This is a genomic window from Saccharopolyspora soli, from assembly GCF_022678645.1.
GTDB lineage: Bacteria > Actinomycetota > Actinomycetes > Mycobacteriales > Pseudonocardiaceae > Saccharopolyspora > Saccharopolyspora soli.
The window spans coordinates 43096-57207 of record NZ_JALBWV010000059.1 but is presented as its reverse complement, the minus strand read 5'-3'; the positions used below and the strand labels follow the sequence as shown (position 1 = coordinate 57207).

12 protein-coding genes are annotated in these 14112 nt (G+C 70.0%); 5 read left to right on the top strand and 7 right to left on the bottom strand.

Annotated elements, in window-relative coordinates; translation table 11 throughout:
* Positions 1–374 precede the first annotated feature (374 nt).
* Complete coding sequence (locus tag MOQ72_RS33850; RefSeq protein WP_242189877.1) at positions 375–1118, top strand: dienelactone hydrolase family protein; 744 nt, start codon at positions 375–377, stop codon at positions 1116–1118.
* Between the two features lie 43 nt (positions 1119–1161).
* Here MOQ72_RS33850 and MOQ72_RS33845 read toward each other — a convergent pair whose 3' ends face one another.
* Both MOQ72_RS33845 and MOQ72_RS33840 read right to left on the bottom strand, forming a co-directional pair.
* The gene (locus MOQ72_RS33845) at positions 1162–2346 is read right to left on the bottom strand and encodes an esterase-like activity of phytase family protein (protein WP_242189875.1); all 1185 of its coding nucleotides are present in this window, start codon (positions 2344–2346) and stop codon (positions 1162–1164) included.
* Positions 2347–2388: 42 nt separating this feature from the next.
* A complete protein-coding gene (locus MOQ72_RS33840; RefSeq protein ID WP_242189874.1) occupies positions 2389–3279 on the bottom strand; it encodes a LysR family transcriptional regulator in 891 nt (296 codons plus the stop codon).
* A gap of 214 nt (positions 3280–3493) precedes the next feature.
* Here MOQ72_RS33840 and MOQ72_RS33835 point away from each other — a divergent pair, with 214 nt between their 5' ends.
* Both MOQ72_RS33835 and MOQ72_RS33830 read left to right on the top strand, forming a co-directional pair.
* The gene (locus tag MOQ72_RS33835; RefSeq protein WP_242189873.1) at positions 3494–4741 is read left to right on the top strand and encodes an MFS transporter; all 1248 of its coding nucleotides are present in this window, start codon (positions 3494–3496) and stop codon (positions 4739–4741) included.
* An 18-nt stretch (positions 4742–4759) separates the two neighbouring features.
* Complete coding sequence (locus MOQ72_RS33830; protein ID WP_242189872.1) at positions 4760–6004, top strand: FAD-dependent oxidoreductase; 1245 nt, start codon at positions 4760–4762, stop codon at positions 6002–6004.
* Between the two features lies 1 nt (position 6005).
* On the opposite strand, the gene MOQ72_RS33825 is transcribed toward MOQ72_RS33830, so the two are convergent.
* Positions 6006–6749, bottom strand: coding sequence for an AraC family transcriptional regulator (locus MOQ72_RS33825; protein ID WP_242189871.1), 744 nt, complete (start codon positions 6747–6749; stop codon positions 6006–6008).
* 46 nt (positions 6750–6795) lie between these two features.
* On the opposite strand from MOQ72_RS33825, the gene MOQ72_RS33820 reads away from it, so the two are divergent.
* On the top strand, positions 6796–7971 hold the full coding sequence (locus MOQ72_RS33820; protein WP_372495606.1) for an MFS transporter: 1176 nt from the start codon (positions 6796–6798) through the stop codon (positions 7969–7971).
* A 39-nt stretch (positions 7972–8010) separates the two neighbouring features.
* Here MOQ72_RS33820 and ligD read toward each other — a convergent pair whose 3' ends face one another.
* The 4 genes from ligD to pqqC are packed head-to-tail and all read right to left on the bottom strand — an operon-like array spanning position 8011 to position 12562.
* The gene (gene ligD / locus MOQ72_RS33815) at positions 8011–9591 is read right to left on the bottom strand and encodes a non-homologous end-joining DNA ligase (protein WP_308198029.1); all 1581 of its coding nucleotides are present in this window, start codon (positions 9589–9591) and stop codon (positions 8011–8013) included.
* A 45-nt stretch (positions 9592–9636) separates the two neighbouring features.
* Entirely contained in the window at positions 9637–10512 is an 876-nt protein-coding gene (gene pqqB / locus MOQ72_RS33810) for a pyrroloquinoline quinone biosynthesis protein PqqB (protein WP_242189870.1), read from the bottom strand.
* Positions 10512–11876: a pyrroloquinoline quinone biosynthesis protein PqqE gene (gene pqqE / locus MOQ72_RS33805; protein ID WP_242189869.1), complete on the bottom strand. Its 1365-nt coding sequence runs from the start codon at positions 11874–11876 to the stop codon at positions 10512–10514. The genes pqqB and pqqE overlap by 1 nt, the downstream gene beginning before the upstream one ends.
* A complete protein-coding gene (gene pqqC, locus MOQ72_RS33800) occupies positions 11867–12562 on the bottom strand; it encodes a pyrroloquinoline-quinone synthase PqqC (RefSeq protein WP_242189868.1) in 696 nt (231 codons plus the stop codon). Before pqqC ends, pqqE begins: the two co-directional genes overlap by 10 nt.
* 270 nt (positions 12563–12832) lie before the next feature.
* On the opposite strand from pqqC, the gene MOQ72_RS33795 reads away from it, so the two are divergent.
* On the top strand, positions 12833–14110 hold the full coding sequence (locus MOQ72_RS33795) for an NAD(P)/FAD-dependent oxidoreductase (RefSeq protein ID WP_372495605.1): 1278 nt from the start codon (positions 12833–12835) through the stop codon (positions 14108–14110).
* Positions 14111–14112 lie beyond the last annotated feature (2 nt).

The following is a 14112-nucleotide window of genomic DNA, read 5'->3' as shown; positions in this document are numbered from 1 at the left end:
CCCCCCCCCCCCCCCCCCCCGCCCCCCCCCCCCCCCCCCCCCCCCCCCCCCCCCCCCCCCCCCCCCCCCCCCCCCCCGGCCCCCCCCGCCCCCGCCCCCCCCCCCCCCCCCCCGCGCCCCCCGGGGGGGGGCCCCCCCCCCCCCCCCCCCCCCCCCCCCCCCCCCCCCCCCACCCCGTTTGGGTGGTAGGTGAGGGGCACCTGTGACCCAGTTACTTGGTCACGGGTGCCCCTCACCTGACCCACCTTGTAGCGCAACAAAGTGCTATCGGCTCGAGTTCGGCTACGCACTCACGACCGTCCGGTCCGGTAGCGGTCGGGCCCTTCGGGTCGGCATGCTGACCGGGTCGCGCATCGCCGATCCCGGAGGACCCCGTGCCCACACCCACGTCCATCGACCTGACCGAACGCAGCACCGCTCTCGGCGGCTCCCGAAAGCTCACCGGCCACCTCGCGCAGCCGAGCACCGGGGGACCGTGGCCCGGAGTTGTCGTGGTCCACGAGGCGTTCGGCGTCGACGACGTCATGCTGCGGCAGACCGAGCGGCTGGCCGAGGCGGGCTACCTGGCGCTGATGCCGGACCTGTTCGCCGACGGGGGTACCCGGCGTTGCCTGGTACCGACGATGCGCGCCGCGCTGTCCGGTCGCGGAAAGGCGTACGTCGACATCGAGGCCGCCCGCGCCACCTTGGCCGCCAGCCCGGACTGCACCGGGAAGATCGGTCTGATCGGCTTCTGCATGGGTGGCACCTTCGCGCTGGTCGCCGCGGGCCGGGGCACCTTCGACGCGGCGTCGGCGAACTACGGCCAGTTGCCCAAGGACATCGACCGCGCGCTCGCCGACGCCTGCCCCGTGGTGGGCAGCTACGGTGGCCGCGACCGAATGCTCAAGGGCGCAGCGGCGAAGCTCGACGCGGCCCTGGAGCGAGCCGGAGTTCCGCACGACGTGAAGGAATACCCGGACGCGGGCCACTCGTTCCTCAACGACGCGGAGAGCGGCCCGGCGATCCTGCGCCCGCTGGCCCGGATCTCCGGCATGGGCCCGCACCCGGAATCCGCCGTCGACGCCTGGCAACGCATCGAGTCCTTCTTCGGCGAACACCTCAAATCGGACAGCTGAACACCTTCCGCGTGGCAGCGCGGGTGGTTCTCGGTTCGGGTTCTCAGCGGACCGCGATGGCGATGAGTTGGGTTTGTTGGCCGGGGGAGAAGTTGTTGTCGCTGACCACCAGGAGCACTCTTTCGCCCGTCGGTAGTCGCGGGCCCCAGCTGATGCCCTCGACGTTGTCGGTGTAGTCCACGCCGATCTCGTCCAGGTCGACCAGCAGTTGCTTGCGCACCGGGCGGAATCCGCCGTCGGCCAGCGAATGCCGGTCCATGACGTCGTCGGCGCCGGTGGTGCTGAACTCGAAGATGCGGCCCTTCGTCCCTACTCCGCTGGCGTAGCCGCGCTCCAGCGCGAGGAAGCGGTTCGGTTCGTCATCGGCCAGCAGCGAAGAGATTCCGTTGGTGTTCCAGTCGTTCGGCGGCTGCGGGTGCGCGAACAGCGGCTCCACCGGGTACGCGTACTGGGCGATCGGCAGACCCGCCCGGTCGTGCACCGTGATGCGGCTGACAGCGCCGTGGTCGGCGTTGGCCGACGGCCCGTCCTGCTCCAGCGGCCCTTCCAGCGCGGAGACCAGCTGAGTGCCGCCCGCGGTGTAGGTCAGGCCCTCGAAGGTTTCGTTGACGCGCGGACCCTCCTCGCCCATCGTCATCCGCTCGTTCGGTGCGGTCGGCAGGTCCCGGAGGTACCGGCCGTCGTGGTGCGAAATCCGCAGCGCCGGGTCGAGCAGCACGGTGTCCCGCACGGAACCGTTCTCGGGAACGTTGCGCTGTCCCTCGTTGGTCCAAGCGACGTCACCGGAGAGCGGGTCGACCCGCAATTCCTCGGGATCCACGGTGCCCAGGACGTTGCGCTCGGTTGTCGGAACCTGGTGCTGCTCGGTGCGCCAGGTGTCGATCGTCGGGTACGTGCTGCCGTCCGGGCGGCGGAACTCCCGCGCCCCGGTGAAGGTCACGTCCTCGATGCCGCGTTCGGTCACCGTCACGGTCGCGCGGTAGTAGCGGGCTGGCGCGTAGTCGGACCAGTCGTCGCTGACGAAGGCGAACTCCCCGCTGCGGCGGTCGTAGTCGATCGAGGACAGGCCGCCGACCGGGGTGCCGTCCACCCGCAGGTCGTGCGGCACGACATAGCTGCCGAGCAGTCGGGCGGAGTCGGATTCCGGTGCTGCGGCGGGGAATGCGGCCGGGGCCAAGAACAGCGCGGCGGCAGCGGCGAGGACCGCCGATCGGGTTGGAAGAGGCATGATCAGCAGCCAACCGCCAGTCGTTTGGCGCCGCCAGCTTGATCACTCTTCCGAGCGATGTTCGGCGCGCTGCGAGATCAACTCCGCGACCTGTTCGACCACGGCGCGGGTGGTCGGCTGCCACACCACCCAGCTGGTCAGCTCCAGCGGTGGGTCGGTCAGCGACAACCAGGGCCAGCCCGGCAGCAGGCGGTTGGCGGAGTGCTCGGTGAGCAGCACGGCATCGGCTTCGGTCGCCTCAGCGCAGGCCAGCGCGTGTTCGGAGAACTGCGCGAATCGCCACAACGGCACAGCGCCCGCGTCGTGCGCCGCCACGATCAGCCGGTCGTGCGCCACCGGTACCTGCTCCCGGCCGTGCGCCAGGATCCGCAGGTTGTCGAGATCCCGGACCCGGCAGGTGCCTCGGCCCGCCAGCGGATGCCCGGCGCGCACCGCGATGCCGAAGGGCTGGTCGAACAGCTTCTTCCCGCGCAGCATCGGCTGCGGCCGTTCGTGGATCAGTCCGACGTCGAGTCGGCCCTCCCGAACCATGCGCAGCTGGTCGGTGCTGCTCGCTTCGGTGAGCGTCACGGACGCGTGCGGGGTCTCGGTGCGCAGGTCGGCCAGCAGGTCGAGGATCCACTCGGCCGCCAGACCGGGCGGGATTCCGATGTCGACCGCCTCGCGGGTCCGTTCGGCGGCGGAATGCGCGGCATCGCGGCTCGCGTCGGCCAGCCGCAGCAGCAGGAGCGCGTGCCGGTGCAGGGCCACCCCGGCCGGGGTCAGCGTCGTGCCGGTCGGGGTGCGTTCGAACAGCGTGATGCCGACCTCGCGTTCCAGTTGCCGAAGCTGCCTGCTCAACGACGGTTGCGTCAGGCGCAGTCGCTCGGCGGCGCGGGACATCGAGCGCTCTCCCGCGACGGCGACGAAGTACCGCAAATGGCGCAGTTCCATATCCCCTCCACGGCGTAGCCATGCCTGCGAAGCATGGCCTATCTGATCAACTGGTATTGGACGCATCGCGACCAAGACGGTGTACTGCTCGGTGCCGGAAGGCCCATCTGAAATCCTCAGCACCGGAAGCGAGGCTAGAGGGCCCTGGCGCGATCGGCCCCCTGCCTCCTGAGCAGGACGTCGCAACCGCATCGCAGAAAGCGAGCACTCAACGATGAGCCCAACACCAACCAACGCCACCGGCGTGCGCCATCCGTACCGGTGGGTCGTGCTCCTGTTGTCCTGGGCTGCGTTCACCATGACGGCGGTGGACCGCTCCACCTGGGGTCCGGCATCGGTGTCGGTCGGCGAGCACCTGGGGGTCTCGCTGGCCGGGCTCGGCGTCTTCGCCACCGGCTACTACATCGGTTACGTCATCTCCAACGCCGCCGGCGGTGTTCTGACCGACTGGCTGGGCGGCCGGGTGGTGATCTCGTCGACGCTGTTCGTGGCGGGCGGATTCATGATCCTCTTCGGCGAGACGACCTCGGTGGCGGTGGGCATTGCGTTCCAGGCGTGCGTCGGGGTGTTCGCCGGGTGCGACTACTCCGCCGGGGTGAAGCTGATCAGCCAGTGGTTCCCGGAGCAGGACCGCGGTTTCGCGATGGGCATCTTCATGACCGCCACCTCGCTGGGCACCGTGATCGCGAACGCGATCGTGCCCAGCCTCATCGAGGTCTCCAGCTGGCGCACCTCCTACCACGTGTTCGGCATCGCCTCGATGGTGGTCGCGGTGCTGTGCTTCTTCTTGGTGCGCAACGGAACCGAGACCACCGCAGGCCCGGCGCGGGAACTGCCGAAGCTGGGTCCACTGGTGCGCAACCGGGACCTGTTCCTGCTGGGGCTGGCGGGTTTCGGCGGGCTCTGGGGGACCTACGGCTTCATCACGTGGTCCAACGCCTTGATGATCAAGGGCAACCACATCTCCCCGGTGCAGGCCGGGGCGGTGGTGGCCATCTTCGGCATCGCCGCCGTCGTGGCCAAGCCGTTGATCGGGGTGATCAGCGACGTCTTCGGCGGCAAGCGCAAGGTGCTCACGGTGGTCGTGCTCGGCGCGTTCGTGGCCACCCTGCTGCTGTTCGGGACCGCGAACAGCCTCACCGCGTTCCTGTGGATCGCACCCTTCCTCGGCATCGCGGCCTACGTCTACAGCCCGTTGATGGTGGCCCTCATCCCGAACCTCTCCGGGGTGCGGCTGGCCGGTTCGGCGGCTGGCGCCACAAACGCGTTCTGGCAGTTGGGCAGCACGATCGTGCCGGTGGTGCTCGGTGTCGTCTTCCAGGCGACCGGCTCGTTCTTCCTGGCCTTCGCGACGCTGGCCGCCGGACCGCTGCTCGGCATGCTGCTGATGCTCGCCGTGCGCGAGCACGGCGCCCCGCAGGCCGTCCCGAACGCCGGTGACACGGCGAAAGCCGTTGCCTGACAAGGAAGTGGGAACGAAGTGACGCAGCACTACGAGGTGATCGTGGCAGGCGGCGGATCCGCCGGGGTCGCCGCGGCGATCGGCGCGAGCCGAGCCGGAGCGCGCACCCTGCTGGTCGAACGCGGCCCGTGCTTGGGCGGCGCGGCGACCCTGCGGAACGTCGTGACCTACTGCGGTCTCTACACGCGCGACGAGAAGCGCCAAGCCGTCTTCGGAGTCGCCGAGGAGGTGCTCGGCGAGCTTCGTGCGATGGGCGCGATCAGCGAGCCGACCAGGTTCACCGCGGTGGCGGCGGTTTTCGACCCGGAGAGCGTGAAGCGGGTCTGCGACGAACTGTGCGCCCGCGCCGGGGTCGACGTCCTGCTGCACACCCACCTGCTGGGCGCTGACCGCGACGGCGACCGGGTCACCTCGGTGCGCGTCGCGGACCACTCCGGGATCCGCGAGTTCACCGCGCGGGCGTTCGTGGACGCCACCGGCGAGGCCGATCTCGGCCACCACGCGGGTGCGGAAGTCCGCTACGGCAACGACGGTTGGGTGCAGAACGGCACGCTCGGGGTGCGCTTCGGTGGCATCCCGGCCGACGTCGAGGTCACCAGGGATGCGATCGGCACCGCGGTGCGCGCGGCCAAGAAGGCCGGTGTCGCGAACCTGACGGCGGAAACCGGGCTCATCGCGCGGATGCCGATCTCCGGCGACCTGATCACCTACCTCGCCGACGAGGGTTACGACGCGCGCAACGCCGCGGACACCACCCGCGCCGAGATCGGCGCACGTCGGCAGGCGCAGGCATATCTGCAGGTCATCCGGTCGGTGTCCGGTTGCGCCGAGGCGTACATCGTCAGCACCGGGCCGGAGATGGGCACCCGCGAGTCCCGGCACCTCGTCGGTCGCTACCAGCTCACCGAGAAGGAAGTGGTCTGCCCCGGACCGGTCGACAACGCGGTGGCCATCGGCGCCTGGCCGATCGAGTACCACCCGGCTCCGGGCATCCCGTCGGAGTGGAAGTTCATCGGCGATCCCGGCTACTACGGCATTCCGCTGGACGTCCTGCACAGCCGGGACACCGCGAACCTCTTCGCCGCCGGTCGAACCGTGGACGGCGACCGCGGTGCGGGCGCGTCGTTGCGCGCGATGGGCACCGCGTTCGCCACCGGACACGCGGCCGGTGTCGGGGCGGCTCTCGCTGCCCGAGACGGCGACGTCGGGACCGCAGCGGTGCGCGCCGAACTCAACCGCCAGGGGGCGCGATTACCCGATTGATTCAGCGGTTGCGCTGGGCGCCGGGGGTGTGGCCGAAGGTCCGGCGGAACACCTCGATGAAGGCGCTGGTGGATGACCAGCCCGTCCGATGGGCGACGGTGGTGACCGCCGCGCCCTCGGCGAGCAGCCGAAGGCCGTGGTGCAGCCGCAACTGGGTGCGCCATTGCGGGAAGGTCATCCGCATCTCGGCCCGGAACAAGCGGCTCAGCGTGCGTTCGCTCGCGCTGACCTGCGCACCCAGCGCCGCCAGGCCACGGTGGTCGGCGGGATCGTCGGCGAGGATCGCGCAGACGGCCGCCAGCCTCGGGTCCTGTGCGGTGGGCAGGCGAATCGGCTGCTGCGGCGCCCGCCGCAACTGGTCCAGCAGCACCGCGTGCAGCCGGTCCCGCTCGGCTTCGTCGTAGGACTCGGCTCCGGTGCAGGCGAGGATCAATTCGCGCAGCAGCGGGCTGACGGCGAGGACCGCGGGCGAATCCACCCGCAGCGGGTTGTCGGTGGTGGGCAACCCGACGCTGTGCAGGTCGGTTTCGCCGTAGGCGCGGTGTTCGTGCACGGTGCCCGCCGGAATCCACAGCGCGAGGGTGCCCGGGGCGATCCAGCTCCCCGCGTCCGTGGTCACCGACAGGACTCCGCGCCCAGCGTAGACGATCTGGTGGTCGTCGTGCCGGTGGGCGTCGACCCCGGAACCCGGCGGCAGGTGCTGCAGCATGGTCGACGCCCGCGGGATGTGGCGGATTCGCGGCACAACATGGCAGTTTATCGAAAGCGGGACACACAGCGCCTGTTCGAGGATGGCAGGCGTGAAGCGAGCCGGAGCTCGGTCGATGGGACTGCTGTCCGTCGGGCACGCGAGCGTGGACATCTACCAAGGCGCGGTGCCCGCCGTGGTCCCGTTCCTGGTGCTGGAGCGGCAGTACGGCTACGTCGCGGTTTCCGGGATCGTGCTGGCGGCGACGTTGTTGTCGTCGATCGTGCAGCCGATGTTCGGCGCGCTGACCGACCGCGTCCGGATGCCGTGGCTGATCCCGGTGAGCATGACGACCGCCGGGCTCGGCGTGGCGTTGTGCGGAGTCGGCGACTCCTACGCGCTCACCTGGCTCGCGGTCGCGTTGTCCGGCCTCGGGGTGGCCGCCTACCACCCGGAGGCGGCCCGGCTCGCCCGCGCCGCATCCGGCGGCAGCCACGTGGCGATGAGCTGGTTCTCCCTCGGCGGCAACATCGGGTTCGCGCTGGCGCCGATCGTGGTGACCCCGATCCTGTCGGCGGGTGGCCTGGCCGCCTCGCCGTGGCTGCTCGTTCCGGCGTTGCTCGGCGGATTGTTGACCACTCGGGTGCGCCGTTCGCTGATCGGTGTCGCGGGCACTTCTGGCGGCTCCGATGCCGTTCGGGGACGGGACGACTGGCCGGTGTTCCTGCGCTTGGCGGCGATCGTCGTCTCGCGCTCGGTCGTCTACATCGGACTGAGCACGTTCGTCGCGCTGTGGGCCCAACAGCGGGTGCACGGCAGCGAAACCGCCGGAGCGGCAGCGTTGTTCGTGCTGTTCGCGGGCGGCGCGGCAGGCACTCTGCTCGGCGGCAGGCTCGCCGCGACCTGGGGGCGGATCCGAACCCTCCGGCTCGCGTACGCGGCGTCGGTCCCGGCAGTGGCCGGGGTGGTTCACGCGCCTGGGCCGACCGTGTACATCTTCGTGGCACTGGCCGCCGTCCTGCTGTACGTCCCGTTCTCCTTGCATGTCACGCTGGGCCAGGACTACCTGCCGAACCGGGTCGGCACGGCCAGCGGCGTAACGCTCGGCCTGGCGGTCAGCGTCGGCGGGGTGGCGGCGCCGCTGCTCGGCGCGATCGCGGAGGCGACTTCCCTGCGGACGGCGTTGACCATCCTGCTGGTGTTCCCGGTGCTGTCCTGGCTGCTCGGCTGGTCCCTGCACGAACCAACATCGCTGGAAGCCGCAGCGACCAGCCGGTGACGGTCGACCCGACCGCCGCCACAAGTCGGGGACGAGTTCTCACACCGGTGGAAGCTGTTGTTCGACGTCGAGGAGGGTTGCGAAGGGATCTCCCACTGTTGCCAGCCGGTCGAGGACGGTGCGGATCGTCCAGCGGTCCGGGGTCAGGTCGGGGTCGTCCAGTTCGTGCCATTCCAGCGGCACCGACACCGGGGCGCCGGGGCGGGGGCGGGCGCTGTAGGGCGCGACCAGGGTCTTGTTGATCACGTTCTGGGTGTAGTCCAGGCGTGCCAGACCGCGCCGCTCGGTTCGCGTCCACGCCCAGCTGACCAGCTCGGGAACAGTGCTGCCCACAGCCTTGGACACCTTCTCCACCCAGGCGCGCGTTTCGGCGTAGGTGTAGCGCGGTTCGACCGGGACCCAGATCTGGATGCCGCGCTGCCCGGTGACCTTCGGGCGGGCCTCGACGCCGAGGTGCTCCATCGCGGTCCGGTGCAGCCGGGCCAGGACGAGCACCTCCTCGAAGGTGGTCTTGCTGCCGGGATCGATGTCGAACAGCGCCCAGGTCGGGTGCTCGACGTCGGACGCGCGCGAGGTCCACGCGTGCAGCTCCAGCGCCGCGTAATTGGCCAGCCAAGCGAGCGCGGCGACGCTGTCCGGGATGAGGTACCACTGCGTGTCGCCGGACTCGGCGTTCTCGTAGCGCCACCGCCGCAGCCAGTCGGGGGCGTGGCTCGGGACTTCCTTGTGCCAGAAACCGGGCTCGTCCACCCCGTTGGGGAAGCGGTGCGAGTTCAGCGGCCGGTCTACGAGGTAGCGCAACATCACCGGGGCGACCAGCGCGTGGTAGCGGATGAGATCGCGCTTGGTCACCGGCTGTTCACCGTCGCGGGCCGGGAACAGGACCTTGTCGAGGTTGGTCAGCGCGAGATCCCGCCCGGCCAGCCGCCAGCGGCCCTTCTGCCCGAGCCGGTCGAGCGCGGCCAGCTCCTCCTCGGTGGGCGGATCCCACTGGCCGGACTTGTTGGCGCCCAGCGGGATTTCGGCTTCCGCAGGTGGGAGGTCGCTGCGCCACATCGCTTCTGGAGCGGCGGCGACCTCCTCGTTGGTGCGGCCGCTGCGCACCGACCGGGGGTGTTCCTCGGGATCCCAACCGGACACCGCGTGCTCGTCCTTCTTGTGCAGCAGCAGCCACTGCCGTTCGCCGCGTCGCACCAGCACGAACCGGCCCGCCAACTTCGTGCCGTGCAGGTCGAAGTGCAGCGTTCCGGCCTCGATCGCCGCGGCCGGGTCGTCGGTGTCCACCGGCTCCCAGCTGCCCCGGTCCCAGACGATGACGTCGCCGCCGCCGTACTCACCGGTCGGGATGGTGCCCTCGAAGTCGGCGTACTCCAAGGGGTGGTCCTCGACCTGCACGGCCATTCGGCGCACTGCGGGGTCGAGCGTCGGTCCCTTGGGGACCGCCCAGCTGACCAGCACGCCGTCCAGTTCCAGCCGCAGGTCGTAGTGGCGGCGGCGAGCCCGGTGGCGTTGCACGACGAATCGGTTGCCAGCCGCGCGCACCTCGCGGTCGCCGCTGGGCTCGGTGGTGCGGCTGAAGTCGCGCATCTCCCGGTACTTCGCCAGGCGGTCCTCGTTCACCTCTTCCACATACCCGATTCCGCCCAGCGGCAAAAATCGACGGCGTCATTCCAGGACGAGCAACTGCCGTTCGGCTGCGATCGCGGCACCGGCGGCCCGGACTTCGGCGTGTTCCGGCGCGTCGGGGTGGACCAGCGGGTTGGTGTTGTTGAGATGGGTGAACAGGAACCGGGATTTCGGGTGGCGGGCGATCTCCTGCAGGGCCGCGCGGATCGGCAGGTGGCCCATGCTGCTGGCCGGGCGATCGCTGCCGGAGCTGCGGGTGAGCTCGTCTTCGGTGTGGAACGTACCGTCCAGCAGGACGGTGTCGGCGCCGTCGATGATCCGCTCGAACGCCTCGTGCCAAGCGGGCAGGCATGGTGCGTACACCAGGCTGCGCCCGGAGCCGGTATCGGTGAACCGGTAGGCGACAACCCAATCGTGTCCGGCCAGACCGCTTGCGTAGCGGGGGCGTTTGTCGCCGACACCGATGACCTGGACCGCGATGCCGCCCGCGAGCACCAGGCCGTTGGAGATCTGCTCCGACCGCACCGCGGTGTAGTTCCCGATGATCTCCGTGATCGGGAACGCCTCGCGCAGTGCTCGGTGGACCCCCTCGGTCGCGTAGATCGTGAGTTGGCTGGCTTCCCGCAACGTCACCAGCCCCAGCGTGTGGTCCAGTTCGGCGCTGGTCAGCAGGACGCCCTCGACGGGGGTTCGGCGGGTGCCCGGCGGCGGCCGGAGTTCGGGTGCGGCCAGCAGTTGGGTGCGCAGGTCCGGCGAGGCGTTCACCAGGTACCACGTCGTCCCGTCACCGCTGATCGCCAGGCAGTCCTGGGTGCGCTGGGTGCCGAGTTCTTCGGCCCGGCAACAGCTTTCGCAGCCGCAGTTCCACTGCGGCAGGCCGCCACCTGCCGCGGTTCCCAGGACGCGTACGCGCATCACATCCGCCTCGGCACCGCGGGCTGCGGTGCGAACTCGGTCCTGACCAGGTCGTGGTGTTCGGACAGCGCGCAGGCGGGGTCCGTGACCGCCGCATCGCCGACCAGTTGGTAAGCCTGGCACCGGCAGCCGCCGAAGTCGAATTCGCGCAACGCGCAGCTGCGGCACGGGTCCGGCATCCACTCGGTGCCGCGGAAGCGGTTGAACGCCACCGAGTCGAACCAGATCTCCTCCAGCGACGCATCGTGCACCGATGGAACGTGCAGGTCGGGAAGTTGTCCGGCGGCTGGGCAGGGCAGCACGGCGCCATTGGGCGCCACGGTCAGCTGTCGGTTCCCCCATCCGTAATTGCACGGTTTGGGACGCGGGCTGAAGTAGTCCGCGGCCACGTACACGATCTCCAGCCGGTCGCCGTAGCGCTCGCGGGCCACCGCCGCGTCCTCGTCCGCTTGCCGCACCTGCGCGCGGCTGGGCATCAGCGCGGCGCGGTTGCGCAGGGCCCAACCGTAGAACTGGGTGTTGGCCAGCTCGACGCGTTCGGCGCCGAGTTCGACCGCGAGCTCGACGATGTCGAGCAGCGCGGCGATGTTCCCGCGGTGCAACACCGCGTTGACGGTCATCGGCAGTCCGGTTTCGGCGATGTCGCGCGCCACCGTCATCTTGCGGGCGTGCGCCCGTCGCCCGGCGATGGCATCGGCCGACATCGCGGCCGCGTCCTGCACCGACAGCTGGACGTGGTCCAAGCCCGCTGCGACGAGTTCGGCCAACCGCGTTCGCGGCAGGGAGAAACCGCTGGTGACCAGGTTCGTGTAGAGGCCGAGTCGGCGGGCCGCCGCGACCAGCGTGACGAGGTCCCGGCGCAGCGCCGGTTCGCCGCCGGACAGGTGCAGTTGCAGCACACCGATCGCGCGAGCCTGTTCGATGACCCGCAACCACGCCTCGGTGCTCAGTTCGTCCCGGTAGTCGGCCAGGTTCAACGGGTTCGAGCAGTACGTGCACTGCAACGGGCACCGGTAGGTCAGCTCGGCCAGCAGGCCCAGCGGCAGCCCGGACCGCGGATCTCGGGCGTTCGGGCCGGATTCGACGGCAACCGCCTCGCAACTGCCCAGCATCTGGCGAGCGGCCAGGTCCGAGAGCAGGCCGAGCACGGACTCGACGGTCACGCCCTGGTACGCCGCCGCCAGATCGCGGACGATTTCGGCGACCGTGCGCCTGGTGTCGCATCGCCGAACGACGTCCGCGGCTGTGTCGTTGAGCAGCAGGACACCTTCCGGGAACAGCAAGGCGTGCTTCGCGCGGACCCGGTCGTGAACCAGTCGAACCCCGCGCCGCAGCCCTGGGCGGCTGTCGGCCGTCACCCGCATGACTGTCCTTTGTAGTCGATGGCGTCCAGCATCGCCCACAGCACGTCGCATTTGAACGACAACGCCCGCACCGCCGCATCTTGCTGGTCGCGCGTCTCGCAGTGGTCGAGCACGACCTGCAGCGTCAGCGCGCTGTCGGCGCGGGCCGCCGGGATCCGATGTTCGAAGTAGGCCAGTCCGTCGGGCTTGATCCAGTCGTAGTGGCGTCGCCAGGCCGACACCCGGTCGGACATGTGATCGGGCGAGAACATCTCGGTAAGCGCGGCGGCCACGCTCTCGATCCACGGTTTGCGGCGGCAGAAATCCAAGTACGCGTCAACCGCGAACCGCACACCAGGCAGCACGTGACGTTCGTCCAGGACCTCGGCCCGCTGCAGGCCCACGGCTTCGGAGAGCACCAACCAGTCGTGCAGGCCACCGTCGGTGTCGCTGGTGCCGTCCTGGTAGCCGATGCGCCCGGCCCAGATCCGCCGCACCTCCGGCAATGGGCAGTTCGCCACGATCGAGGCGTTCTTCTGCGACAAATTCCGTTGGTAATACCACCGGTTGGCGACCCACAACCGCACTTCCGACGGAGTGCAGCCGCCGCCGTGCAATCGCTCGTGAAATGGGTGGTGCGCCCAGTAGCGCGGCGACAGCCGTTGTAGGGACTCCTGGAATTCCGGTTGGGTCAGCGGTTTTCTCACCGGCTGCCCTCGCCAGCGTAGGCGGTCACCTCCGGCCGCGTCTCGTAGTGCTCGACCTGCGGCGGAGTCCAGGTCGGCGGTGCCGGGGCGGGAGTGGCTTCCGTGGGAGCGGGCATCACACGACCTCCAGTTCGCGAACGGGGAAGACCGAGAACTCGAACGCTACTCGGCGCGCACCGCGCGGATCAAGAATTCGACCCGCGATCAACACGACCGACGCAATCGGTGCGTCCGATCAGTCATCGCGATTTTCCGTTCGGCAATTCGCCGATGAGCCGCTTGGCGGATTTCCCGGCAATTGCGGGAATTTCCCAGGCGGCGCGCCGCTGGTCACCGAGAGGTGTCGGTATGACCCGTGTCACAGCCTGTCACGCTTTTGCGGGCTGTCCCGTTCCACCTTCGAACACGTCCGCGTGGAGTTGGGAGGACGGGACGATGACGGTTCGGATCGTGGTTGTTGGCGGAGGTTATTCCGGACTCGCCGCGGCGAAGCTCGCCGCGAAGTGGACCGGTGCTCAGGTGACGTTGATCAACGCCGGTGATCGGTTCGTCGAGCGGGTTCGGCTGCACCAGCTCGCCGCTGGCCAGCGGCTGCGCGACCGGCCGCTGGTGGATCTGCTCGCGGGCAGCGGTGTTGAGCTGGTCGTCGACCGGGTGACCGAGATCGATGCCGCGCAGCGGGTGGTCCGGCTGGCGAACACGTCTCGGGTCGTGCGTTACGACCGGCTGGTCTACGCCCTGGGCAGTGTCGCCGACATGGAGTCGGTGCCCGGTGTCGCCGAGCACGCCTACACCGTGGCTACCGGCGAGCAGGCGTCGCGGCTGCGGGAGCGCATCGGTGACAGCGACGTGATCGCGGTGGTCGGTGGTGGGCTGACCGGCATCGAAGCCGCTGCCGAGCTGGCCGAGGCACACCCCGGTTTGAAGGTCCGGTTCGTGACCAGGGGAGCGCTCGGCGCGACGCTTTCCGAACGCGGTCGGAACTACCTGCGGCGCACCTTCGACCGGCTCGGTGTCGAGCTCCGGGAGCACGCCGGTGTTTCGGAGGTTCGCGCCGACGGGCTGCTGCTGGACGACGGTGAACACGTGGCCGCGGACACCGTGGTGTGGACGGCCGGTTTCAAGGTGTCGGAACTGGCCCGGAAGGCCGGTTTCGCGGTTGACGACAACGGCCGGTTGATCGTCGACGAGATGCTGCGGTCGGTCTCGCACCCGGAGATCACCGGAATCGGCGATGCGGCGGCGGTGCGCATGCGGACCGGGCAGGAACTGCGGATGGCGTGCGCGACGGGCCTGCCGTCCGCCCAGCACGGCATCCGAGCGCTCGCCAACGACCTCGCCGGGCGCCCCACTGCGCCGTTGCGGTTCCGGTACTTCAACCAGTGCATCAGCCTGGGCAGGCGGGACGCGTTGGTCCAGTTCGTGCACGCCGACGACAGCCCGCGCGAGGCGGTGCTGACCGGGCGGAAAGCGGCGCTCTACAAGGAGGCCATCGTGCGCGGCACGGTGCTGTTCGAAAGGCACCCTGTCATCCCGACCTCCTTCTGACC